Source organism: Paenibacillus sp. KACC 21273, assembly GCF_028736095.1.
In the GTDB taxonomy this organism is placed as follows: Bacteria; Bacillota; Bacilli; order Paenibacillales; family Paenibacillaceae; genus Saccharibacillus; species Saccharibacillus kyungheensis.
In genome coordinates this window covers 57,362-83,851 of record NZ_CP117876.1, presented here as the reverse complement: position 1 = coordinate 83,851, position 26,490 = coordinate 57,362, and the positions used below count along the sequence as shown (strand labels likewise).

Below are 26,490 nucleotides of genomic sequence, written 5' to 3'. Positions count from 1 at the left end.
TTATTTGGAAGACCAGACTTCCAAAAATTCATCGTAATTTGTAATATTGAGTAGTTTCTCTGTCATATTGGTCTGCTTGAACACATCGTAAATTTCTTCAAAAAATTTGGTGTTGTTCACCTTTTGATTTTTGGGTGGGATAAAAAGAAAAATGATCTGTGCCATCTTATCGCCCCATAATATTTTTTGCTTATTGATCGCCACGAGTACACGTAATTTTTTGTTATCTCCACAATCAAAAGGATGGGGCATGGCTACCAAATTTCCAATATTGGTACTCGACATTTTTTCCCGTTCCAGAATGCTGGTATACAAATGTTGAATGTCTCCTAATTCTGTAAGGGTTTTCAATAAATCGATAGGTTGATCTTCATCTAAGAAAAAGAGATCGTTCGGTGATAAATAATATTTCAGCAATCCTCGATTTAACTGGATCGAAATATTTTTCATATCTTCACTGGTAATCATTTCACTAACGACAATAATATTTTGAGCATCCAGATGGTGTTGCTCGGCAATCTCGCTTGTCGTAATAATCGTTTCAATCCCTTCAGGTAGAAGATGAATTTCATGATTGGCGAGCAGACTATCAATTTTGATATTCGGAAAATATAGATTGATTTTGCGTTCTAACAGCTTCCCGACTAACGGATTTTTACCATAAATAATAGCGATTCGTTTGCGGGTTTCTTGAGAGTTCTCGATAATACCCATGATATGAAGAGTCAAATAACCGATCTCATTTTCAGGGATTTTGATATTTAAGCAAAATTGCAATTCTTTCGCTAACACAACCGCAATATTATAAGCATTGGTATATTCTGATTTTATTTGAGCAATAAAAGGATTTTCGACAGGAAAGTAATATTTTAACGGATATAAAGACTTGGTAATATGAGCCAGTAGTCGATCAAATAGTTCTTCATTTTTATAACTCACAAATCCATACTGCTCTCCAACATGCTGGATGACTGCTCTGATTTTGGCTTCAATCTCATTGGATTGTTCATGCTCGATACCTTCATTTTTTTTCGGTAAAATCTGTAGCGCAATCAGCAGATAGCCTAAATACTGATATTCGTATTCATCAAACGGAGTCTTTAACTCCTGAGTCAGACGGTTCAAAATAGAGCGCGCGATACGCAATTCTTCAAAACTTGTATGATCGAGTCGCATATCTTGTTCTGCGATAGGTTGTCCCAATTCAACCCGCTTGAGGCTGATCAGTACATTGACACAGATCGAAAATAATTCCTGCGAACTCAGTAGCAATTGATATCGTGCCACTTCTTCCTCAATACAATTGTAGATAAAAGTAATCGCTGATTCGTTAAACCAATCGCCAAAATAATACTGTAATGCTTCATCTAACGACATGCGTTTGAGACAATCAGCAGTGACCAGCTTTTTGAGCAAAATCCGTTTTTCGACTTCGCTTCCTTTGAGTCGTATACCTTGAAAAATAATCGCTTCGATCTCAATATTTTGCTTTTCCGCTTGAATCGTCTGTAGTAATTTTTGTACATCTTTACGAATCGTTTGTGTAGAAAAGTAAAGATTTTTGGCTAAATCTTCATAGGTGATAAAGTCTGTCTGAGACAGCAACGCTTTAATAATATGAAAAGCTCGCTCTTCGTAATCATCTTCATTCTGATGGAGATTCGATAAATCTCCGACAAGCTTATATCCTTTGCGAGTGTTACCCGTGATGATCGCTTTATCTAAATAATTCTCGTTGATTTCTTTGATGTCATTGCGTATCGTTCTCGTCGTTACATCAAATAGATTAGCTAATTCGCTCCCACTCACAAAGTCATGCTCCGATTGTTTTAAATGCTCCAATAGCTTAATGTAACGTTTCCGCATTTGTTTTCCTCCTCGCATTTATACTAATGCAAGCGCTTTATTTACACCAAGCCTATAGTGTTTCCTAATAGTTAGGAAGTGATTCGTTGTTTGTTCTATGATACCTACTTTTTAAATATCTAAGGGACTTCACTATTTAAGAATCTTTTTTTGAAAAAGGAACAGCAAAAAAGCCAACCTTGATCAAGGCTGGCTTGAAATAGATATAATAGTAATATTGTTGAATGATTAAATTTGTAAAAAAATACATATAAAGTTATAGTTGCTGTTACGCCCATCGTTTCTATTACATACTATCATTTGCATTTGGAGGTTCATTATTTATGAAAAAGCTATTCTCTTTAGCACTACTTGTATGTTTACTAACCGCTTGTATGCAATCTGCGCCAAAAGAAGATCATCCAGAACTATCTGAAAAGGCTTCAATCGAAGATATTACACTCCATCAAAATCAAATCCCAAATAATCTTATGATCAAGGGACAGGATACTTTGAAAGATTTAATTATTCTTATGACCAAAGAAAAATACGATATTTCTATTCAAGATTCTTTACAAGTTGTAGAACAAGTCAATCATGGTAAAACGACCTTTGCTACTTACAAATTCACTCATCACTCGGTTGATTACTCTGGCATATACATCACATGGAGAGAAAATAATAAATGGTATCACATTAATTCCTTTGAAAATACTAGATTAAAAACCAATCCAGGTGAGATCGCTTCTACAGTTGGAAAAACTTCTGTACCTATCCATTCTGATCAAATGCAAAAGTATTATGTTACATATGGTTATGTAAATAATAAAAATATTACTAGAGTTACTTTAGAATATACAGATCACAGCTTAAAAATAATACCTATCGAAAAAGGAAAAGATTTATATATGGACTTTTATACAGCTGGATATAAGGATCTTAAAAAAGTAACTATGCTTGATAAAGATGGGAACGTTTTGATGGAAAGAGAATGGAAAAAAAATTATATAAACTGATCAAAACCTTATGAATACGAGCAAGATAACAAAAAACGTTCCAGCATATAGCCAGAACGTTTTTTTAGTTTATCGTCGTATACTTTTTATGGAGTTTTTGCTGTTGCTGTCATAATATCTGCAAATGCCCAGTGAGATGCTGGAACATCTGACCAGTTCGACAATGTTGTACCCGTTGCAGGCGCTATCTTCAATACGCGATTGAACAAAGTGACTGCTTCTGCACGACTTAATGTCTGGTTCGGCTTGAATGTTCCATCTGGCATCCCTTGCATGTAGCCTGCTTGCTGAACTTGAGCAATCGCTACGGCTGCCCAGTGCCTTTGGGTATCTGCAAAAGTCGCTCCTGTTCCACTAAGCTTCATCCAACGTGCGATAACGGTTGCGATTTCAGCTCTAGTTATCGGGCGCTCTGGTGCAAATGTAGTCTTATTATATCCTTGCATCCAACCTGCACCAGTTACCTTCTGGATCGCTTCGGTACTCCATTTGCCAGCGACCACATCTGTATATGCTGGTGTCTGAGTAAGTACAGCCGAAGACGATGCTAATTGCTCCTCTCCCAGACGAGACAAGATAGAAGCTAACTCTGCACGCGTCACTTTTCCACCAGGCTGAAATGTTCCATTAGGATATCCTTGCATATACGACTTTGTCACTGGAATGCTTTGTGTTCCTTCAGTAGTCGGTACAGAAGAATCCAGATGCACAATTGTAAATGTACTGAATTTGCTGACGTTAAATTGTAGCCCTGTCGGTATATTTCCTTCGGACACTACTGTAGGCTGTACCAGTTCTTTGGTTCCATCGCTATGCTCGATATAGATCATCAGACGATTCAGAAATGCTTGAATATCTGTTGCCGATACTGGCAAAGCTTGTGGTAGTAAAGGAAGTACTAGATTGACCGATGATCCTTGTAGATTGGTATCGATTTCTACAGGTGTTCCGATCACTTGTACTGTTCCATTGCCGATCTTAGCTTGCACCAGACTGTCTTTTTGCACACGATCTTGTACTGCTTGAATCGCTGTATTTTGTGGCAACGGACGCACTGTAAATTGACGATCTTCCTTTACTGTAGACAAAGTAGCTACAGGTAAGCTTAACCGTGCATGATTCGTATACACTTCCAGATTCATCTGGTTCTCTGCTAAAAGAGTAGCCGTAGCTTGAGGTAGACCAAATTGTAATTGACTCACTTCATTATTAGCGTCAGGCATAACCAGACGTACCGTCGATTTACCTGTTGCTTTGACTTTTTGCACCGCTTCTTGTGCTTGAGATACTTCGTAATTGACTGTGTCTTTTTTGCTACCATCTGCAAGTGTGGTGCGCTTAATTGTAATATTAGCTAACGATGTACTATTCCCGCCGTCTACATAAGCAATAATATTTTCAGTCGCTACTGAAGAACCACCGCCACCTTTGCTGGAAGAGTTACCTGTGGTTGGGGTAGGATCTGGACTTGGAGAAGGTGTTGGTTCTGGATTCGGCACAGGATTGGGTGTTGGCGTTGAACCATTATCCGGTATAGTGTCTTCTAAATCACGTACAAAGGTCAGATAGAAATCATCTAGTGATCCCCATGCTCCACCGCCTGCTTGAATCGTCGCGCCTACCGTTAACATCCCATCGGTCACTTTAATCTCTTTCAGTTCTGGCTGATTCCATTGTACCCAGCCTTTAACACCTGTCTCTGCTTGTACTTCTTGTCCAGTCGTTGATGCGAATAATGCCATGTTTGCATTTGAAGCATCGCCACCTTGAATCGCCATTGAAAGATCATAATAACCTGGCTTCAATCCTTGTACAGTCTGCTTCACTTGAAAATTCACACCATCTGCTGAATAGAAATGAAGCGAGTATTGACCGGATTTAGCATCTGAAGCTTTGTTCTGGAAATCAGTATGCGGTGTGCTTCCATCACCATACGTAATCTTCCACATACTGCGATCGCTTTGTTCGAATCCACCATTTAGCAGTAGATTAGGACGGCGAATATCCAGTACCGCTTTTGCAATATGTCCACCTGTCGTCGTACCTTTTATCGTATACTGACCTGCACCTTTACTGACTGCTTCTTGTAACGCTTGCTGATCCCAGCTTACCGATAACGTACCTGTACTACCATCGTTATAAGTCGCTGTGACTACCGTAGGTAATATGATCGGATCACCTGCATTGACAGTGATATTCACAGTCTGTACCTGATCGACTTGGAGTGCTGCGACAGCTCCTGTATTTACATATTTGAATACATTGAGCGAAGGTAATGGATGACCTGCAAAATCAAACAACGCCTGATTATCGACAGCACTACCGCCATACCATTTACCTGCATCATCAGGATCGTATTCTGCGGCATAACTAGACGCCCACCCTGATCCATATTGTTCCCAAAGTTTTTTATTTTGCTCTAGATTTTCTTTCGGTCCTACCGGTAACCATGCAGGCTCCCAGTAAAATACACCGATTCCTGCGTCTCCAACTTGTGATACCGCTTGGATTACGTTACGCACCGATGTTGCTTGCCCTTGAACACTGATCGGGTAATCGAGCGTCTGTCCAGAACTGCGAGGTGCTGTATTTTCATGTCCATCGCCATCTTCAGCAGTATACGCATAAGACGTTTCAGCCACCATTACTTTTTTGCCATACGTATCAGCGACTTGCTTCAATACAGAAGTTAGATTGCTAAGTGTGCCATGCCAGAACGGATAATATGAACTAGCAAATACATCATAGTCTACCCCTTGTTCAGACAGTTCTTTGGCATACGACAGATAACGACCCGGTGTCTCTGGATTGGTAAAATGCAAAGCAATCAGAATATGAGGATCAACTGCACGTATCGCCTGACTGCCTTGATTGAACAATTTGCTAATATTGACCCAGTTATTTTCGCCGATAAATGATTGGTTGGTCTCATTACCGACCTGTACCATGCCTACATCAACCCCTGCGTCAATAATCTGTTGCAGGCTAGTTTTGGTATACGTATAGACAGCTTGCTCTTTATCAGCAAGCGATAGATTTTCCCAATCTTTTGGGATATGTTGCTTGCCCGGATCAGCCCAGAAATCAGAATAATGGAAATCGACTAACAATTTCATGCCATTGGCTGTTGCTCGTTTTCCCATTTGGATCGCTTTGGTAAGATCATTATCTCCACCGCCATATCCTTTGCCCTCCGCCGTATACGGATCATTCCAGATGCGCACACGAATATAATTCACACCGGATTGTTTTAACGTGGTAAATATATCTTGCTCTATTCCTTGCTCATTATAAAAACGCACTCCACTTTGTTCTAGTGAAATAATACTCGACACATCGACACCTTTGATAAAATCAGACTTCAATCCCTGTACTTTTTGCACAAAAATATCTGCTGTTACAGGGGTAGAAGTATCGGTACTTGTCTGCTTCAACTTCACTGCATCAAGGTATCCCCATGCTCCTGCTCCACCTGTGATTCTAGCTCCTATCTTGAGATTGGATGTCGGCTCGGTTAGTACAAATTTCAATGTTACTGTACCCCACTGATTGTAGCCTGTCGTGGCGACTTCTTTACTTTGCTCATTGCCTGCGAACAATTGAACATGACCGGCTTCTGCTCCCGTACCGCCCATCGACTGTACAGACAATTCGTAACTTCCAGCCGACAAAGTAGGTACGTTTTGACTGACAGTGACTTGTTGATCGGTTGTCGATTGATCGCTTACCCAATATTTGAACGCATACGTATCTTCTGCTGGTGTAATAAAAGAATCATTTGCATACGCATATTGCTGAATATCGACGAATTGCCAATCTGAAGCATCCACTTGCCAGGAATGATCACTCCAAAAGTCGCTTTCAAATCCTCCATTTTGGATCAATGCGTTGTTAGTAGTGTCTGCTGCTAGAGCAGGTGTAATGTGAATCGGTAATAGTCCGATTATCATAACGATCATTAACAACAATGAAGCTATCTTTTTCTCTCTTTTCAATTGCTTATCCCCTTCCGTTATTCCTATGTGTATATCTTCACATAAGCACTCATTTGCATTGTAAAGCGCTTACATATAGCTGTGATCACTATAGCATCCTCTTTTCACTAGCGACATGGGACGATTGCAACATTTTGTGTTTTTAGACAAGCATTTTAGTAATCCATATCATTCCTACGATTTTGATTGGTTATTTATGTCATTTTGATCAAAAAAAGAACCTTTTATCTGTAATAGATCAAAGGTTCTGCTGTATTTGATATCCTTTTTATCCTACCTATTTGCATAGTAAGCCTAGCTGTGAAGCTATACTTTTTTGAATACTTTGGTATCCATATCTAGCTCGGTTGCTGGATAATCGCTTAGACCTAACGTCTCGGAAGTTGACGCATGAATAGTCTGGAACAGGTCTGGATGTTCCGCCAATCTTTTACCATAAGAAGGAATCATATCTCTAAGCTTCGGTTCCCACTCTGGCATCCGTTGTGGGAAGCACTTCTGGAACAGATCGAGCATCACATGTACTGCGGTCGAAGCACCCGGAGAAGCTCCTAACAAAGCAGCGATCGATCCGTCCGCCGCACTAACGACTTCTGTCCCGAATTGAAGTGTGCCTTTGCCATCCTCGGTGTCTTTGATAACCTGTACACGTTGACCTGCAACAACGATTTCCCAATCTTCGCTTTTCGCGTTAGGAACGAACTCACGTACTTCTTCCATCCGTTTATCGTTTGACAGCATCACTTGTTGAATCAAATATTTGGTTAGTGCCATCTCTTTCGCACCTGCGGCTAACATCGTGAACAAGTTGTTCGGTTTGACCGAATTGATCAGATCCATATTTGAACCCGTTTTCAAAAATTTTGGTGAAAAGCCTGCAAACGGCCCGAACAATAACGCTTTTTTGTTGCCAATATATCGGGTATCCAAATGCGGTACAGACATTGGCGGAGCTCCCAATTTTGCTTTACCATACACTTTCGCATGATGTTGCTCGATCACTTCAGGATTTTTACACGACATAAAGACGCCACTCACCGGAAAGCCACCGATATGCTTGGACTCGGGAATACCTGTTTTTTGTAGCAACGGTAGACTACCGCCACCACCGCCAATAAAGACAAATTTGGCAATATGATGTTCGGTTGTGCCTGTGCTGATATTGTGGACTTTGACTTCCCATCCACCTTCAGAAGCACGTTTGATATCTTTAATAATATGGTTATAGTGTATTTCTACATTTTTAGTTTTGAGATCTTCGAATAATATACGGGTTAATGCTCCAAAGTTCACATCAGTTCCGTAATCGATTTTGGTCGCTGCTATCGGTTCAGTCGATGTACGACCTTCCATCATCAAAGGAATCCATTGTTTTAACTTGTTTGGATCTTCTGAATATTGCATTCCTTGAAATAACGGATTTGCCGAAAGCGCTTTAAATCTTTTATTGAGAAAAGTAACATTACTTTGTCCTAATACAAAACTCATATGTGGAATGGGCTTGATAAAGTCTTGTGGTTGACGGATAATATTGCGCTTCACTAGATGAGACCAGAACTGCTTGGACAATTGAAATTGCTCGTTGATATTCACCGCTTTGCTAATATCGATCGATCCATCTGGCTTCTCAGACGTATAGTTCAGTTCACACAGTGCAGCGTGACCGGTTCCTGCATTATTCCATTCGTTAGAGCTTTCTTCTCCTGCACTGGCTAGCTTCTCAAACACTTTAATTTCCCACTCCGGTGCTAACTCTTTAAGCAATGACCCCAAAGTCGCACTCATGACTCCGGCACCAATTAAGATAATGTCTGTTTTTTTCGGTATGCTGTTCATAAAAACCTTCCTTTATCTCTTTATATTTGCAAAAAAGAGCAGGCGCTTCTATCCAGGTCATTCCAGAAGCAAAGCTCCACTCAGGAATATACGTTATCTGTATTCATTATAACCAAATTATCTTCTATTTAAAATATTATCGGCATGTATCTCTTCATTATAAACTATTTTGATCTGGTAAAAAATGAGAAGATTGACTGAAAAAGCCGTACAACTTAAAGTCTATCGGGTTACTTTGCTTTTGTCTAGCAATACCCTTCTTTTATTATGTTATATTATACATAATATGTAGGTCAAAAGGATACCCTAACTCGTCTAAGTTAGTCATGTATCCTTTATAATACAACGCTACCTTCTCTCTATCCTTAGACAGTTTGAGCAGGATATTTTAATAGAAATTGATCTCCAGTATCTTCTATTTCATATAGATAACAACGGGATGCTGGCATGTCAAAAGGTCGATGTAAGATTAACATCCATTGCTGATCAAACGTCTGGAACAGCATGCCATGACCGCTATCTTCTTTCACTAATGGCTCCAATTGTTCCCACGGACCTGCAAGTGTACCACTGATCGAACGAGCTATCGTCTGTACATAACTATTCCTTTCATAGCTTGACCATAGCATCATCAAATGCCCGCCAGATGTACGATATAACTGACAACCATCGGTTACATAGACTGCATCTTCTGGATGATCTGATATGTTTTGTTCACGATCCTGCTGAATCCATGATGCAGAAGATGCTTGTAACAAAGTGATCGGCTCCCCTACAGCAGTAGACAAATCTTCGGTAAGACGCACTGCTTCAATCGTACCATCAATTGTCTGAATCCATTCATGGCAATAGACCATCCAGGGTTGATTCTGTTCATCAATATATAGCGTACCATCTAATGTCATCTGGGTTGGAGAGACAACCGGAGACTCGGAATGGATCATTTCAAAAGGGCCTGTCGGTGAATCGCTCACAGCAATTACAGTGCCTCTCCAATGCTTGGCATAGCCTTGAACAGGTTCACCTTCTAACGGCCGATCCTGATGATGCAATGTCACAAATAAATAATAACGCCCTTGATAAGCGTGTACTTCGGGAGCCCATGCTCCATGTTGTGGATGCGCCCAACTATCTTCAGGTACTGTAAAGACCACATAAGGCCCTTCCCAATGCTCCAAGTCTTGGCTACTATACGTTAATACTCCATAAGCTTCTACCCCATGTAGCGAAGGCACTGCGCCCGTATACAAATAATAGGTACCTGTAGATTCATCTGCCAGCACAAATGGATCATGAGCAGGAATATCGGTAAGCAGGTGACCTTGCTTCGGTTGACTTACATCACAAGCACTATTATAGACAGTCATAGCGATCAGCTCCTTTTATTGAACACGCTTTCAAATCAATAGAGAAGGTAACTTGTATCCATAATGAATTATCTTTATTCAAAATAGTTGGATAGTACGTACTATTCTTTTAAAGTCTATTCAAATCATCTTCAATCTGCAAGCAAAATGATCTAAATTAGATAGGTTTACTACTTATTTAGTATTATACCGTAATTAAACACTTTTCGGTATACACGATTTGTTAGATCACTTTTTGATATCGAGCAGATGGATTCTATAATTCTTCTATCTCTACATCAATGTTTCACGTGAAATAACAGTATATTGATCTTAGTTCATCTATGCACTTGGCATAATGTATACAGCTTACAAGAGTGTAAGGCAAATGTAATCTAAATCAATGCGTAACACTTTGTTCATTCTTCTATATTAATCTTATCTATTGGATCAACATGTATTGGTAGGAGGAATGAATATGAGACTTTTCGAAATACTATTGTTGTTTTTGAATATTTGTTTATTATCCAGTTTGTTTGTAACTAATCCTCGTCTACGTAAATTAGCTTTACTTCTCACCAGTGGAATCAGCTTTATTTTGGTCATCATCCATCTGCTTGTGGAAGGATACCGGATACAATTACTCTTTTTATATGGATTGACGATACTAATGCTTATACGGTCTGTTATTGATGCTCGCAGAACGCCAAAAGCTACACCATATACATCGAAAATAGGCAAAGTGCTAGGGCGGCTTATTAGTATGATTGGACTGATTGCGACAGCGTGCTTGCTGTACATCTTTCCTGTATTCGATCTTCCTGCTCCTACCGGTTCATTGCCTGTCAGCACTACCACTTTTCATTTCACTAATGATCAACAGCAAGACATATTTGGTACCTCTAGTAAAGGCAACAGAGAATTGATGGTTCAGGTATGGTACCCCTCAGAAGCTAACACAGGTAAATACGTTCCTTTTATACCGGACGCTTCTATTCTTCCATATATGGCGAAGAATTATAGTCTTCCCGAGTTTACTTTCCAACACTTACAATACGTATCCAGTCATTCTTATTCAGAAGGTGCTCTCTCTTCCGCACAGACCTCATATCCACTTATTATTGCCAATCCGGGTAACGCTTCTTCCCGATTTCTTCATACTTCACAAGCTGAGAATCTCGCAAGTCATGGCTATATTGTCGCTGTTATCGACCATACGTATAATACGTTTGCTACAAAATTCCCCGATGGGCGAATCACCACCAGTACAACAGACCACTTATTCTCCCCTGACCATGATTATCCAACAGAAAGAGCGAATCGTGACAAGTTAGGAAAAGTATTAACCGATGATGTCACCTTTGTATTGGATCAATTTCAACTTCTTCAATCCGGCTCTATTCCAAGTCTATTCAAAGGCAAAATAGATCTTGCTCATATCGGAGTATTCGGTCATTCGATCGGCGGAGCGACGGCTTATGATGCTTCTTATGATCCACGAATTACAGCAGGCATAGACCTTGATGGTGGTCTTTATCGCCTCCAACATAGGTCAGCATTACGCAAACCATTTTTGTTTATAAACTCGCAAAGCAATTTTGAGCAATTCAAAATGGTGATCGATCATCACATCTATACCGATGAAGAGATTCAACGTACAGGCAATAGCAAAGAATGGTTTGTGCAAGAACGAAAAAACAAAAAGCTAGAACGGCAACGAATCCATGAAACGTTGGCTTTTGGAGGACAAGTGTTATATATCCAAAATACAGAGCATTTAAATTTTACAGATGTGCAGTTCATTTCACCACTATTCCAAATGATAGGCATTACAGGCAAAATAGCTCCTGAACGAGCTTCTTCTATTATAGATGCGTATATGCTTGATTTCTTTGATATGCATTTAAAAAACAAAGGTGGAACGTTAATCAAAGGATCAGATCCTACATTTCCAGAGGTAAAATTTGTTACTTCACTATTTTAAATGCTAGGTTAAATATCTTTTTAATCTAAAAAGCACATGTAAAGCCAGCAATACCCTCCGGCTTTACATGTGCAATCATCTATCACATCTATACTTGATTCAATTGGTTATTTAATAATGACATAATCCAAGTTTACTAATTTTGCATAGGTTACGATTTGGTCTGTTGTAAGGTTCAACGATACCACCGTATGGTGACCGCCACCATTTTCGATCCAAGCGCGTACGCCGTCTTGGAAGTTAGGTTTTACTTGCCATAGTACACGTGCTACCGGTAAGTTCGGTGCAGGAACTGTTGGTTCGAATGCAGACACTTCGTTGATTAGCAATTTGTAATGAGTACCAAAGTCAGCCATCGATACCACTACACCTTCGCCTGCTTTACCGTCAAATACAAGACGTGCAGGATCTTCGCGATCGCCAATTCCTAATGGAGATACAACCACTTTTGGTTTGCTACTTGCTAGAGTCGGATCGACTTCCAACATATGAGATTGCAAGATCGCTTCTTGACCTGCTGCCATTTCATACGTGTAATCTTCCATAAAGCCTGTATTTTCGTTATGGCTCATCACTTTCATTAGACGATCCAATGCTGCTGTTTTCCAATCGCCTTCACCTGCAAAACCATAACCTTGCGCCATTAGACGTTGCACAGCAAGACCTGGAAGTTGCTTCATACCATGCAAATCTTCAAAGTTAGTTGTAAATGCAGTGTATCCACCGTTATCTAAGAAACGCTTGATAGCGATCTCATAACTTACTTGTACACGTACACTTGCTTCCCAAGCTTCTTGACTATACGTACCATATTCGAAGTCATATAACTCTTTGTATTCTGCAAGTAGTGCATCGATTTCTTGTTCAGTCACAGCATTTACATATTCAACAAGATCGCCAATACCGTAGTAATCGACTGTCCAGCCAAATTGAATTTGTGCTTCGACTTTATCGCCTTCGGTTACGCCCACATTACGCATATTATCGCCAAAGCGAGCTACTTTGATATTGAAGCTTTCGTTATAAGCAAATGCAACATCCATCCAGTCAGCGATCTGCTGTTGTACTTCTGGACGTTCCCAGTAGCCGACAACGATTTTGTTTTGTTTGCCCAGACGAGCATTGATAAATCCATATTCACGGTCACCGTGTGCCGCTTGGTTCAAGTTCATAAAGTCCATATCAATTGTAGACCAAGGAATACTTTCATTATATTGTGTTGCTAGATGAAGCAATGGTTTTTGTAGCAATTTCGTACCGCGAATCCACATTTTTGCAGGAGAGAATGTGTGCATCCATGTGATGACACCTGCTACTTCGTCACGATAGTTAACTTCTTTCATAATGCTTGTGATTTTGTCTGCGGTTACTGCCAAATCTTGCAATACTAATGGATACGGCAATACTCCGCTTGCGTTTAAAGAATCCGCGATTTTTTGAGCATTCGCTTTTACCTGTCCCAATGCTTCTTCTCCGTACAAATGCTGTGAACCGACTACGAACCAAAATTGTTTAGTTGCTGACATATCATTTCATCCTCTTTTCATCATTATATTAGTGAGCGTTATTTACAAGTGAGTTTGTTGAAAAAATCACTATATCTTGTACTGTCTACATTCAAACCGATTGCTTTATATTACTTTTGACCGTAATAAGCGTCTTTACCATGTTTGCGTAGGTAATGTTTGTCCAAAATATTCTGTGGCAATTCTTTTGCAAAGTTGTTCAATTGACGTGCATATAGATTCATTTTGCAGACTTCTTCCAGTACTACACTGTTCACTACAGCAGACTTTGCATCTTTACCCCATGTAAATGGTGCATGACCATGAAGCAATACGGCTGGAATCGCCATCACATCAAGTCCACGTTGTTCAAATGTCTCAATAATCACATTGCCTGTCTCTGCTTCATAGCCACGATCAATCTCTGCTTGATTCAGAAAGCGTGCACAAGGCACAGCGCCATAGAATGTATCTGCATGTGTTGTTCCCATTACAGGAACATCCAGACCCGCTTGTGCCCAGATTGTTGCCCATGTAGAGTGGGTATGCACAATGCCGCCGATTTGCGGATAATGCTTGTACAGAACCGCATGAGTCGCTGTATCGGAAGAAGGTCTCATATCGCCTTCGACTACATTGCCATCCAGATCGACAACGACCATATCGCTAGGTTTCATCGTCTCGTAATCTACACCGCTTGGCTTGATGACAAATAGATTACTTTCACGATCGACAGCACTGGCATTACCCCATGTGAATTTGACCAATCCATGCTTAGGTAATTCCAGATTCGCTTGATAGACTTCTTCTTTTAACTGCTCTAACATGCTTAATTCCTCCCATTCTCTAACAAATGATCTACAGCCGCTTGTTCAATAGCCAGTCCTTGCTGGTAACGCTCGATAAATGCTTCAAATCCTTTAACATCCGATACATCCGGTTGTACTTGTTCACCGACAACATCATGGAATACTTTTTGCTCCAAAAAGACATCCAGACTTTCCTGTTCGTCTTTGTTGATCATGTATGAAGCAAGTAACGCCATTCCCCATGCGCCACCTTCGCCAGCCGTAGCCATAACCGAGATCGGTACATTCATAGCGGCTGCCACGATTCGCTGTCCGACTACAGGCGTTTTGAACAGACCACCATGAGCGAGAATACTATCAATAGCTACATTTTCATTTTTCGTCAAAATATCCATCCCGATCTTCAATGCACCGAACGCAGAGAATAGATGAGTACGCATAAAGTTCGCTAGATTAAAGCGACTTTCTGGTGAGCGTACAAATAACGGGCGACCTTTTTCGATACCTGTAATATTTTCACCGGAATAATAACCGTAGCTAAGCAGTCCGCCACCATCTGGATCAGCTTCAAGTGCTTTGTTAAACATCACGCTGAACAATTTGGCATTATCAGCTTCATATCCCATCGCTTCGGAAAATTCTCTGAACAATCCTAACCATGCATTGATATCACTAGAGCAGTTGTTAGCATGTACCATACCGACAGGGCTACCATCTGGTGTTGTTACGATATCAATCTCTGGATGAACTTTAGACAATTCTTTTTCCAGTACGATCATTGCAAATACTGACGTACCTACCGAAATATTACCGGTACGCTTTTTGACACTGTTCGTTGCTACCATACCTGTTCCAGCATCACCTTCCGGTGGACAGAACGGAATACCTGGTTGTAGTGCTCCTGTCGTATCGAGCAATTTAGCGCCTGCTTCTGTTAATAGACCCGCTTGTTCGCCTGCACGATACACAGTAGGAAGCAAATCTTCAATCTTCCATGCGTACCCTTTATCTGCAATCAATTCATTAAATTGAGTTAACATCGATGGATGATAATCATGAGTCGCTTCTTCAATCGGGAATATGCCGGAAGCATCGCCGATACCGACTGCTTGATTGCCTGTTAACAACCAGTGTATGTATCCAGCTAATGTTGTTAGAGAAGCAATCTGAGGCAAATGATCTTCTTGATTCAAAATCGCTTGATATAGATGCGCAATACTCCAACGTTCAGGAATATTGAACTGGAACAATTCGGTTAATTCTTTCGCTGCGACACCTGTGGTCGCGTTGCGCCATGTACGGAAAGGAACCAGTAATTGTCCTTGTTGATCCAGTGCCACATAGCCATGCATCATCGCTGAGAATCCAATTGAGCCTACTGTCTGTAACGTGATTCCATATTGACGCTCTACTTCTTGCTTCATTTCACGATAAGCTGTCTGCATCCCTGTAATAATGTCTGCTTGATCGTATGTCCAAAATCCGTCTTTTAGTAGATTTTCCCATTCATAACTCCCCGATGCGATCGTCTCAAATTGCTTATTGATCAATACCGCTTTGATTCGGGTAGAACCAAATTCAATCCCGAGCGAAGTCTCGCCACTCATAATCGCTTCTTTCATATCCACATGACTCATGCTCATGTAGTCCCCTCTCTTCTTGCAGTCTGGTGTTACTACGATTGCTGTGCTGAATAAAGCATATATTTCCGAACAAAGTCGCTACGTTATCTATAAGTATGGTAATCTCCAATATTCTTTTTAAAAAGAATACGTTTTCTTTTTTGTAACATTTACAGTATATTTTTTGTACGTACATTTGTCAACGTGATATGTATTTTTTGATCATAAAAAGAATAAAAATAGGTCTTTATGTTGCAGTACAAGTAAGAAAGATCATCTGCGATATTCCTTTCTAAAATCTTAAATCAAGTAAAAATGCGCTAAAAAAGCCTTTTTAACTCTTTTATTAACGTATTTAAGATCATTTATAGCTTTCTTGCTAGTATTTCTGAACAAGTTTTGAGATAGATAAAATATGTACGTACAAGTTAGAGATATTGATCTGCAATTGTCTGTTTATGGGCAAATAAAAGAAGCATCAAAGAGATACTAGGTCTCTTTAATGCTTCTGAATATTAAGCTTATATCTATCTAGTCATGCTAGCAATTATTGTTCAGCCACCAGCACCGACATTAACGCTAATGCTTCTTCATGATCCGGTTCAAGAACAAGCAATTGCTTCAAGTACTCTTCTGCTTGATCCATCAGATCGAGTTCCAGACAAGCAATCGCCAGACAATAATAGACCGTCGATACCACTTCATCTTGCTCTTGAGCAATCGATATTTCTAGATATTGCTTCGCTTCTTCAAACATATCCATTTCAAATAAAATCAGACCAGCATCCAGTGCCAGATCATACCGCTGTGGCATCACATAGAATGATGACCACATTTTCTGAATGCCCATCCAGAGGTCTTTCTTTTCCTCGTCATTGGCTTCTGGCAATAATGCTGAGAGTTGCTTGGTCGTCTGAATAAAGAATTCAGCATCATACCCGCCTAAGCGCCAAAAGCTTAAAATCTGTTGCATACCTAGCTCATCCAGATGGCGATCAATCCACATTTTCAGACTAAAGAAATCATCCGGTCCAAAGCGTTCAACTGAACGACGATAAGCTAATCGTGTATTCGTATAGGCTTTGGGCTGACCTACATGTAAAATACAACCCACGTTGATATTGTTGTAATGATGAGGAACGAATAAGATTTCAGCACCTTTTTGCTGGAACACATATTGCACCGCATGGTAATTCGCGATTAATGAAAAGCTACCATGCAACACCAGTTCAGGCGGTTCTGCAAACTCCCAATTTTCTATCAAATGATCTCCTTTATCAGCAGTTAACAGCATAAATCCTGATTGAGATAACGCATCCAGACGATCCAGACATTCGAGTCCTACTTTGGGAAATAAAATATGCGCATCTTCCAGACGTTCTTGATAAATGGCAATCAGATCACGATAGATATAATCATCTTGCTCATATTCCGGTGCTTTGCGGTATTCATAACTTAAATGAATATGATTCAGTTGTTGCGATGTAGTCAGCGCTTCAAATTCTGCGCCTGTTTTGGAATATTCGATATATACATCTGCTTCATAAATACTACCTTCATCCACATAGATCAATTCTTGCGGAATCGCATCGAAAAAGTAGTTCGCAATAATCAGTAACGGTTGCGTAAGATCCCCTTGCTTAATCACCTGACCCGATACAGTTAGATGAAGCGCATCGCTTTGCATCGCATCGAATTGGGCAAAATCAAGAATCCCTTGCTCAATAAATGGTTGTAAAGCAGGATGCTCTCTCCACCCGATCACATTGTTCATCGCTAGATCGGTCATCACATAATGATACTCTGGCATATCGATCCCAGCGTATTCTTTAAGCTTTTGCAATTCATATAACACATGGTACGCAAGACGACCTGCTCCTGCACCCAATTCTACAATATAGACAGGTTCTGCCCCTAATCCTTGATTCATCTGATCTTGCAAAAAAGCAAAAATCATTTCCGCATAAGCAATCGCTGTTGCTGGATTGCTGGTGATATATTGCGGAACCTGATCGTTTCTCCATGCTTCTAAGCCTGCATCTTCATAATATTTGCGTTGTAGACTCCATATCGGTGCTTCACTAAAACGGTAACGTTGTTGGTGCTGTTCTGTCATTTTATAATATCCTGCTTTCTTGAAATTAATCATTTACGATTTCGTGGAAATATCTATAAATATATTGTAAACCACTACCTGCTTGTGATGTAAAAAAGTTTATTATACCAATGCATACATACTTTAGCGAAAAGAGAAGAATTATCGCGAATTTCCTTGTAAAATTGCCATTTTTTTATTGACACTATAGAAGATAAAACGCTATATTGTTGAGGTTGATAATCATTATCATGTATTACATATCTTTATATTTCATTTGAGTTTACTCATTTAAGATAATCAACACCACATTAGCGATAAAGTGCTACGACCGATACGGATCGAGTACGAAAGGGGATCATTATGAATACTAGACAGAAGTTATCTTTTACCGCGGTACTGATCTTAATGTTGTCGATTGTTGCGCTTGTTGGTTGTTCCAACAATCAAACAGCATCTACAACTACTCCAGCTCCAACAGAATCGACCACTACGGAGACTGCTACACCGGCAGATACGACACAATATCCGATTGTAATCAAGCATGCGCTTGGCGAGACAGTAATCGAAAGCAAGCCTGAACGTGTAGCTACTGTACAATGGGCGAATCAGGATGTAGCTCTTGCGCTTGGCGTTGTGCCTGTCGGATTTTCGGCAGCGAACTTTGGTGTTCAAGACGGTAGCGGGCTTTTGCCATGGACAGCCAAAAAGCTAGATGAACTTGGCGTGAAAAATCCAAACGTTTTTCAGGATACCGATGGACTTGATTTTGAAGCCATTTCCGATTCTAATCCAGATGTGATTCTGGCTGCTTATTCCGGTATTACGCAAGAAGATTACGATACACTTAGCCAGATTGCTCCTGTAGTCGCTTATCCAACCGCTCCTTGGGCAACTACGTGGCGTGAACAAGTTCTACTGAATGCAACAGGTATGGGTATGAAAGCTCAAGGCGAACAATTGATCAAAGATACCGAAAAATTAGTGAATGACAAGTTAAGTGCTTACCCGCAAATCAAAGGTAAAACTGTTGTGTGGGTGAATTTCTCTGATACCGATATGTCGAAGCTTCATATCTATACACCTGCTGATTCGCGTGTCGCTTTCTTAAAAGAATTAGGTATGGAAGCACCTGCAAGTATTACAAAAGAAATCAAAGATCCTAAAAGCTACTCTTTAAGCTTGAGTGCTGAAAATGCAGAAGCATTAAATGATGCAGATATCTTAATCGGCTATGGTGATGACAAATTGTATCAAGCCGTCAAAGCTGATCCATTGTTAGGCAAAATTCCTGCGATCCAAAGAGGTTCTGTAGCGTTTATTACAAGCGATACACCTCTGGTTGCTGCTGGAACACCTAATCCACTTTCGATCTCCTACACCATCGATGAATATTTGAAATTAATCGGTGCTGCTGCTGATAAAGTAAATGGATAGTTCAACTCTTTCTCATGATAAACAGGTACATTCACATCTACCTAAACATTTCATATGGGTGCTGATTAGTTGCTTGGTCTTACTGATTCTCACTATTGTTGCCTCACTGGTCTTAGGTTCACGATCAGTGGGGTGGCATGAATTAATGAATGGTTTATTTCATCCCAATGTCGATACCTATGGCGCTAATATCGTACGCAAACGAATTTCTCGTACCGTATTCAGCTTATGTTGCGGAGCAGCACTGGGTGTATCGGGAGCATTAATGCAAGCAGTTACCCGTAACCCGATCGCTGATCCTAGTATACTGGGAGTCAATACAGGAGCATCGTTATTTGTTGTATTCGGGATTGCTTTTCTCAATATTAGTCATGCTGGTCAGTATATCTGGTTAGCACTAGCGGGAGCAGCGATCACAGCAGTATTCGTATTTGGAATCGGCTCGATGGGGCGTGGCGGAGCTACACCGATCAAGCTTGTGTTAGCAGGAGCAGCGACCAGTGCGGCACTTTCTTCACTCGTTACAGCCATTATGATTCCTCGCTCGTATGTAATGGATCAATTTAGATTCTGGCAAGTGGGTAGCGTCGGCTCTGCCAATTGGAGCGCGATTGCTACCTTTATCCCGTTTTTGGCGGTCGGATTGTTAATCGGTCTGATCACAGCACCTGCACTGAACGCACTTGCACTTGGTGATGATGTTGCTACAGGACTCGGTGTACGCACCGGAACATTGCGATTCATCGCGGCATTAGCAGGGGTTCTATTATGCGGAGCGGCTACAGCATTGGCAGGCCCGATAGGCTTTGTCGGCTTACTGGCTACTCATGTCATACGGCTGATTTTGGGAGCTGATTTACGATTGGTGATCCCGATGTCGGCTATTACAGGCGCTATTATTTTGACGGTATCTGATGTCGGCGGCAGACTGATCAGTAACCCGGGTGAGCTTGAAGTTGGTGTAGTCACCGCCTTTATCGGTGCTCCTATCTTAATCGTCTTGGCGATGCGCTCGAAAGTGCGTTCACTATGAGCCAGTCTGCAATTGAATTTATCCAAGCAGGTAGACGTCAACGATACCGCCGCTGGTTGCTTGTGACCGGACTGCTTGGGATACTTGCTGTTGTGCTTTGCTGCGCTATGCTTGTACTGGGCAATACGATCTATCCTCTTGAAGATGTACTTCGTGCACTATCAGGGGAAAAGATCAAAGGCGTTTCATTTGCTGTCAGTACGATTCGTTTGCCACGTATGTTGGCAGGTCTTTTTGCCGGGTTTGCTTTTGGCGTAGCTGGATATACTTTTCAGACCATATTACGCAATCCACTGGCGAATCCGAATGTGATCGGGATTACGTCAGGTGCAAGTGCAGCAGCCGTATTTTGTATTGTTATTCTTCATGCTAATAACGCAGTCATCTCGATGGCTTCAGTGATAGCAGGGTTAATGACAGTTATTTTTATTTATATCTTGTCTAGAGGTAAAGTCTTTTCCATCGGGCGCTTAATTTTAGTCGGTATCGGGATTCAGGCGATGTTAGATGCGGTGATCTCTTATCTGCTACTTATCAGTGCTCAGCAAGATATTCCGTCCGCTCTTCGGTGGTTAACAGGAAGTCTGAATGGATCACAGATGCGTGAACTGCCACCGCTGATTATTATTGTGCTGATCGGTGCGCCGCTGATTATGGGGCTTAGCAAACATTTGAGCATTTTAGAATTGGGCGAACAATCTGCTTTTTCTTTAGGTGTAAATACAGATATGACACGAATTGTGCTGATCGTCAGCTCAGTATGTATGGTAGCGATTGCGACAGCCACTACAGGGCCAATCGCTTTTGTATCATTTCTAGCCGGCCCGATTGCCAAACGATTAGTCGGTGTAGGTTCATCCAATATTCTGCCCGCAGGATTAGTCGGCGTTAATCTTGTGCTGGCAGCCGATCTGATCGGACAATTTGCTTTTGAGTACAGATTCCCCGTAGGTATCATTACCGGATTACTCGGAGCGCCTTATCTCATCTTCTTGCTTATCCGAATGAATCAAAAGGGGGAACTATAATGAAGCCGACACATCTGTTTCAAGCAGAACAATTAGTCGCAGGTTATGAACATAAAACTGTTATTCATGGCGTAGACCTGACGATACCCAGTCATCAGATCAGTGTCATTATCGGGTCAAATGGTTGCGGTAAATCGACGCTACTCAAAACACTGGCACGATTGATTAAGCCAACATCCGGTCATGTTACTTTGGATGGTAAGCCGATTAGCAAATTCCCTGCTAAATCGTTAGCACGTATCATTGGACTGCTCCCCCAGTCGCCTATTGTGCCTGAAGGAATTTCAGTAGCTGATCTGGTTGGACGAGGACGGTTCCCTCATCAGAAAATGTTCGGAAGCTGGAGCAAAAAAGATTACGAAGCTGTTGCAGAAGCGATGACCATTATGGATATCACGCAATTCGCTAATCATAATATCGACGAATTGTCCGGTGGACAACGTCAACGGGTCTGGATCGCAATGGCTTTGGCGCAACAAACCGATATTTTATTTTTGGATGAACCGACTACTTTTCTAGATATTACGTATCAGGTAGAAATTCTCGATCTACTAACCGATCTGAATCGCAAGCATGGTACTACTATCGTAATGGTACTTCATGATATCAACTTATCCGCGCGCTATGCGGATCATATGTTTGCTCTGCATACTGGCAAGCTCGTTGCTCAGGGAACACCTGCGGAAGTGGTTACCAGTGAGCGAGTGAAAGAGATTTTTGGATTGGAATGTACTGTAATTCCCGACCCTATCTCTGGCTCACCATTAGTCGTGCCAAAGGGACGGTATCATGGAAGTAGTATTACGGTGTAAAGATAGATGGAGCGTAGATTTATAAAATACAACAAGAGGTTCTCCTAGATACTATATATCTGGAAGAACCTCTTGTTAGTTATTGTTCATTTATGCTAGCGATTACATAGGTTCTATCATAGAAATATATAGCTTTGAATAGTTTGCTTTTCTACTCATTTAAATAATGAATAAGCTCTTGCTGGGTGTGTTCCCAACCATATGTGGAGTGATCAATTCGCAATTTATTTATATTCAATTGCTCGAAAATTTCTAATTCTAATGTTCTTCGCACTTGCAGACATTCTATCAGTCCATCCAGTCCGCTCCATTGATGTGCTTTGCCGTATTCCTGTTCTGTATAATACCAGATCACAAACTCTAACCATTCCGTTGATCGTTCTACACTCACTTTATGAAGTGTCTGGCGGATATTTTCTTGATACAAATAAATAAGCACCGGTTGAAGTGGCTTAATAATATCGCTCAGTTCCAGAATATACTCCGTAATTACGGCTTGATCTGCGTTATTTTTTGCTAATAACATACACATTGGATTTTGAAAAAAACAACATTCTACAATAACTACTTCATCGGTAGATACTAATCGTTCTGCAAAATCTCTCCAACTCTGTAACATCAATTCGCAATGTCGAGCTAACGGTAATTCGTAAATATCATAAGTCGCTATATATGTATATAGATCGTCTGGAAAGGTATCCTGTAATATCTGTTTTGCTTTTTTGTACGAGAAAAAGTAATTGTGACCCTCAACATGAACCATCTGCTGAATACATTCTTGCTCATGTGCAAACTGATGCAATAATAAATTGTACTCTTGTTCATTCAGACAAGCGACACCTTCGAAATCAATCGGATGATCCAGATCTCCTTCCAAAAATACACTTGCTTTCCTATGCTGTTGTTCTACATATTTCCCGATAAAAGAAGCTGTAGAAGTTTTGCCTGTTCCCATCAGACCTTCGACAATAATCAACTGAGTATTTTTCATATATTCTCCTCTCCTACTGTATTCTATTAGATCATACCACTTTGGTGTAGATCATAGAAAAAGAAGTAATCCAGCACAGACCTCATGCTCGGATTACTTCTTTTTATTTGGATCATCAAGTAGTAGATATACCTATAATGACCTTTACTTATTTTAAAATCAGCAAGCGATCATCGTTCTTTTCTGGTGTTCCGCCTGCGGTATTGTTAGTAATCACATAAATTTTACCGTTATGGATCGCTACATCACGTACACGTCCGACATCGGTTAAGATATCAGTCATTTTTTTGGAGATAGGATCGAATTCTTTCAGACTTTTGCCTGCCAGTGTAGCGACAAGTATTTTATCGTCTGGAGTCGTCGCGATACCGGATGGAGCAATCGCTTTGGAACTAGCTACATAGAGCGGTGAGACCATATTTGGCGCTGTTTCGGTGCCCATAATCTTAGGCCAGCCATAGTTGGAACCGGGTTTGATTAGATTCATTTCATCTAGCCCTGTGCGATCAGTGCCACCACCTGGTATTGGTGCGCCACTTGGGCCATGGTCAGATGCATACAATTTGCCATCAGATGTCCATGCGATTCCTTGCGAATTACGTAGTCCATAAGCATAAACGTATGAATTTTTGATCGGGTTGTCTTTAGGAATTTTACCGGTAGAAGTCATCCGTAGAATCTTGCCACCCAAGCTATCCAGATCTTGAGAAAGCTCTCTGACATTGGTCTCACCGGCTGTGCTATACAGCATACCGTCCGGCCCAAAAGCTAAACGTCCACCTTCATGAATACGTCCGCCGGGAATACCTTCTACCAATTTGCTTTGCTCTTTCCAGACGTTGCCGACTAACTTCACTTTAACGATTCGATTGAATCCTTGTCCATTTTTCTCATACGCATGATAAATATATGCCATTTTATTTTTAGTAAATTTAGGATCAAGTACGAAGCCTGTCAATCCTGCTTCACCTACAACACGAAGTGGCTTTTTAGTTTGCACTTTTTGTACGGTTTGCTTCCCATTCTTAATCTGTACGATACCGCCACCACGTTGTGTGATATACACCGTATTGCCAGAGAACTGCATAGACCATGGTACATCTAGCTTCGTTCCTGCTACTGTGTAGCCACCTTTTAACGCACTGGTAATTTTGGATGGAGTAGTTGTCGATGTCGTAGCAGCGATTGCCGTTTCTGATGAGGATATAGATGGTATGATACCCGCGACAGTAGATAGCGGTAGAGCAATCAATACGGCTACCGTTAATGCTTTCCCTTTTGATTTCATATTAAACATTATATTCCTCCTTTTCCTTTAGTTGTTCTTTACCCGTTGGAGGTGTGTTTAATCGGGGAAAGATAAATAAGTTTTAAATATATAATATTAAAGTTTAAGAATTAAATTTAGTTTGTATTTTAATTACTTAGTAGGAAGTATAAAAAATTATATTGCTATACTTATTTCATAGAATGTTTAATCTTTATATTAAAATATTTTATTTTTTAAGATTTCAAGTCAATATCTTTTGCTTTTCATCTTTCTATGTATTATTATTAATAGTAGAAAAAACTAAATAAAAGAAGGTGTTTTTATGAACATCGATGAAATGCTAAATCAATTGAGAGAAATTCTACCCGTTGAAAATTTTAAAACCCAACCAGATTCTGCTCATCAAGAACTAATCGACTTAGAGAAAACTTATAGACTTAATACTCTTGATTTCCTTAATGGAAAAAGCAACTCTATGAATTTTTCTGAAGAAATCCGAGAAAAATGGATTAATACTCTTGATATTTATATCGAATTCAATGGAAATATAAATGATCTTAATCATCTTCCTTCATCTAATGATTTTGTTCAAAATACTCCCTTTTTAACAGAGGATAATAATTGTTCAAAAGAAAACATTAAAAAAGAATATACTGAAATAAAAAACAAGGAATCCAATTGGATTCCTTGTTTTTTATTAAACTGCTGTTATAACTTTCTTTATTCTTAAACCTTCTTCCGGATGAAATAATAGCCTTGTATTTGTACCAATAGTATCAATTGCTATAATTGCATTCATAACAACTACTCTTTCTCCAGGAGATACTTCTCCGCAATCTGTGGCAATTAAAACTGTTTGAACAAGATTAGATAGTCCAGGATTAACTATGTTAAAAGTCTGCTCTATTATTTTATAAGGATTATAATTCTCTCCTGGTATTACAATTCCTTCAAAAGGCAAAGGACCTGAAACCAATGATATATCTTTATCTTTTAAAATATTTTTTATTTTTTTTCCATTTGCTGCCTCTGGAATAAAATCACTAATATTTTCTTCATCATCTAATTGATACATTTTTTCATTTGCTGGAAATGTAACTGCAATTAATTTAAGATTAAATTTTTCTTCTTCTAAAAAAGATTTGATATTTAAAATCGCCTTTTCATCTTTGATAAACATAATTAATTTTTCAATATCATTTTCTATACAATAACTTATACTTTCATTAAAAAAGGATTTTATTTTTTCCAAATTTTTCATCTCACATTTCGATTATTTTTACGTATTCTTCATTAGTTTCTTGATTAGTTGGAAAATCATCTTTATCTTTAGCGTAACGCTTAAAGATTTTTAATGCTATAGGGCAACTCATCTTAGAAATATCTAAATTTGTATCATCTGGATAAACTAAATGATCTCCCCACCTCTGTTTATTTGCATTAATATGAATAGGCGCATACTTTTGTTTAAACGGTTCAAAATCGAATCTTATAAATTCTTTGCTCGGGTTTATAGAATGAAAAGCATGATAAGAATAGCTTTTTAATTTAGTAATACTCAAATTCTCTTTATTAGAATAAGCTGATTCAAGCAATTTCATTTTAAAATTTGGATAGTTCTCAAATTCTGCTTTCGAAACATTAAGGGTATAATAAATTTTTTCATCAGAAGAATTAATTACAATATTATTTTTAACTACCTCAGTTAAATTATACTCTTGGGCAACAGCAAAAATTTGCTTTATTCTCTCGTAAACATTTTCATTCACTTCAATTGTTAATTGTGTTTGTATTATTTCCACCTGCTTGTAATAGTTAATTAGTTTTCTAAATTCTTAAATGATAAAAGAGGATAATTTATTTTAT

General features: G+C 39.7%; 19 protein-coding genes. 7 read left to right on the top strand and 12 right to left on the bottom strand.

The features are described 5' to 3' along the window. Positions 1 to 1,866 carry a BglG family transcription antiterminator gene (locus PQ460_RS00390; protein WP_273614245.1) on the bottom strand — a complete coding sequence of 622 codons (1,866 nt, stop codon included), beginning with the start codon at positions 1,864 to 1,866 and terminating at the stop codon, positions 1 to 3. Positions 1,867 to 2,189: 323 nt separating this feature from the next. Here PQ460_RS00390 and PQ460_RS00385 point away from each other — a divergent pair, with 323 nt between their 5' ends. Continuing rightward, a complete protein-coding gene (locus tag PQ460_RS00385) occupies positions 2,190 to 2,861 on the top strand; it encodes a hypothetical protein (protein WP_274171369.1) in 672 nt (223 codons plus the stop codon). Between the two features lie 86 nt (positions 2,862 to 2,947). On the opposite strand, the gene PQ460_RS00380 is transcribed toward PQ460_RS00385, so the two are convergent. From PQ460_RS00380 to PQ460_RS00370, 3 genes are all read right to left on the bottom strand, one after another. Then, complete coding sequence (locus PQ460_RS00380; RefSeq protein ID WP_443147184.1) at positions 2,948 to 6,856, bottom strand: glycosyl hydrolase 53 family protein; 3,909 nt, start codon at positions 6,854 to 6,856, stop codon at positions 2,948 to 2,950. 306 nt (positions 6,857 to 7,162) lie between these two features. Next, positions 7,163 to 8,692, bottom strand: a complete 1,530-nt coding sequence (locus tag PQ460_RS00375; protein ID WP_274171368.1) for a malate:quinone oxidoreductase — start codon at positions 8,690 to 8,692, stop codon at positions 7,163 to 7,165. Between the two features lie 365 nt (positions 8,693 to 9,057). Beyond that, on the bottom strand, positions 9,058 to 10,059 hold the full coding sequence (locus PQ460_RS00370) for a glycoside hydrolase family 43 protein (protein ID WP_274171367.1): 1,002 nt from the start codon (positions 10,057 to 10,059) through the stop codon (positions 9,058 to 9,060). Positions 10,060 to 10,516: 457 nt separating this feature from the next. Here PQ460_RS00370 and PQ460_RS00365 point away from each other — a divergent pair, with 457 nt between their 5' ends. Further along, a complete protein-coding gene (locus PQ460_RS00365; protein ID WP_274171366.1) occupies positions 10,517 to 12,022 on the top strand; it encodes an alpha/beta hydrolase family protein in 1,506 nt (501 codons plus the stop codon). A gap of 107 nt (positions 12,023 to 12,129) precedes the next feature. Here the strand turns inward: PQ460_RS00365 and araA are convergent, their stop codons facing one another. The 4 genes from araA to PQ460_RS00345 form a co-directional block, all read right to left on the bottom strand. Beyond that, positions 12,130 to 13,548, bottom strand: a complete 1,419-nt coding sequence (gene araA / locus PQ460_RS00360) for an L-arabinose isomerase (RefSeq protein WP_274171365.1) — start codon at positions 13,546 to 13,548, stop codon at positions 12,130 to 12,132. Positions 13,549 to 13,658: 110 nt separating this feature from the next. Then, the gene (locus PQ460_RS00355; protein ID WP_069326434.1) at positions 13,659 to 14,354 is read right to left on the bottom strand and encodes an L-ribulose-5-phosphate 4-epimerase; all 696 of its coding nucleotides are present in this window, start codon (positions 14,352 to 14,354) and stop codon (positions 13,659 to 13,661) included. A 2-nt stretch (positions 14,355 to 14,356) separates the two neighbouring features. Further along, positions 14,357 to 15,973: a xylulokinase gene (locus PQ460_RS00350; protein WP_274171364.1), complete on the bottom strand. Its 1,617-nt coding sequence runs from the start codon at positions 15,971 to 15,973 to the stop codon at positions 14,357 to 14,359. Between the two features lie 532 nt (positions 15,974 to 16,505). Then, a complete protein-coding gene (locus PQ460_RS00345) occupies positions 16,506 to 18,074 on the bottom strand; it encodes an SAM-dependent methyltransferase (protein ID WP_274171363.1) in 1,569 nt (522 codons plus the stop codon). Positions 18,075 to 18,416: 342 nt separating this feature from the next. On the opposite strand from PQ460_RS00345, the gene PQ460_RS00340 reads away from it, so the two are divergent. Genes PQ460_RS00340 through PQ460_RS00325 form a run of 4 tightly spaced genes read left to right on the top strand, consistent with a single transcriptional unit; the run spans position 18,417 to position 22,363 of the window. Continuing rightward, positions 18,417 to 19,490, top strand: coding sequence for an iron-siderophore ABC transporter substrate-binding protein (locus PQ460_RS00340; protein WP_274171362.1), 1,074 nt, complete (start codon positions 18,417 to 18,419; stop codon positions 19,488 to 19,490). Further along, positions 19,483 to 20,523, top strand: a complete 1,041-nt coding sequence (locus tag PQ460_RS00335; RefSeq protein WP_274171361.1) for a FecCD family ABC transporter permease — start codon at positions 19,483 to 19,485, stop codon at positions 20,521 to 20,523. The genes PQ460_RS00340 and PQ460_RS00335 overlap by 8 nt, the downstream gene beginning before the upstream one ends. Further along, positions 20,520 to 21,551, top strand: a complete 1,032-nt coding sequence (locus PQ460_RS00330; protein WP_274171360.1) for a FecCD family ABC transporter permease — start codon at positions 20,520 to 20,522, stop codon at positions 21,549 to 21,551. The genes PQ460_RS00335 and PQ460_RS00330 overlap by 4 nt, the downstream gene beginning before the upstream one ends. After that, positions 21,551 to 22,363, top strand: coding sequence for an ABC transporter ATP-binding protein (locus PQ460_RS00325; protein WP_274171359.1), 813 nt, complete (start codon positions 21,551 to 21,553; stop codon positions 22,361 to 22,363). Before PQ460_RS00330 ends, PQ460_RS00325 begins: the two co-directional genes overlap by 1 nt. A gap of 151 nt (positions 22,364 to 22,514) precedes the next feature. Here the strand turns inward: PQ460_RS00325 and PQ460_RS00320 are convergent, their stop codons facing one another. Both PQ460_RS00320 and PQ460_RS00315 read right to left on the bottom strand, forming a co-directional pair. Next, complete coding sequence (locus PQ460_RS00320) at positions 22,515 to 23,354, bottom strand: P-loop NTPase family protein (protein WP_274171358.1); 840 nt, start codon at positions 23,352 to 23,354, stop codon at positions 22,515 to 22,517. Between the two features lie 148 nt (positions 23,355 to 23,502). Next, on the bottom strand, positions 23,503 to 24,651 hold the full coding sequence (locus tag PQ460_RS00315) for a PQQ-dependent sugar dehydrogenase (RefSeq protein ID WP_273614258.1): 1,149 nt from the start codon (positions 24,649 to 24,651) through the stop codon (positions 23,503 to 23,505). Positions 24,652 to 24,946: 295 nt separating this feature from the next. Here PQ460_RS00315 and PQ460_RS00310 point away from each other — a divergent pair, with 295 nt between their 5' ends. Further along, positions 24,947 to 25,354, top strand: coding sequence for a hypothetical protein (locus tag PQ460_RS00310; RefSeq protein ID WP_274171357.1), 408 nt, complete (start codon positions 24,947 to 24,949; stop codon positions 25,352 to 25,354). Here the strand turns inward: PQ460_RS00310 and PQ460_RS00305 are convergent. Both PQ460_RS00305 and PQ460_RS00300 read right to left on the bottom strand, forming a co-directional pair. After that, complete coding sequence (locus tag PQ460_RS00305) at positions 25,322 to 25,885, bottom strand: hypothetical protein (protein ID WP_274171356.1); 564 nt, start codon at positions 25,883 to 25,885, stop codon at positions 25,322 to 25,324. The genes PQ460_RS00310 and PQ460_RS00305 overlap by 33 nt on opposite strands. Position 25,886: 1 nt before the next feature. Then, positions 25,887 to 26,426, bottom strand: a complete 540-nt coding sequence (locus PQ460_RS00300; RefSeq protein WP_274171355.1) for a hypothetical protein — start codon at positions 26,424 to 26,426, stop codon at positions 25,887 to 25,889. Between the last annotated feature and the right edge of the window lie 64 nt (positions 26,427 to 26,490).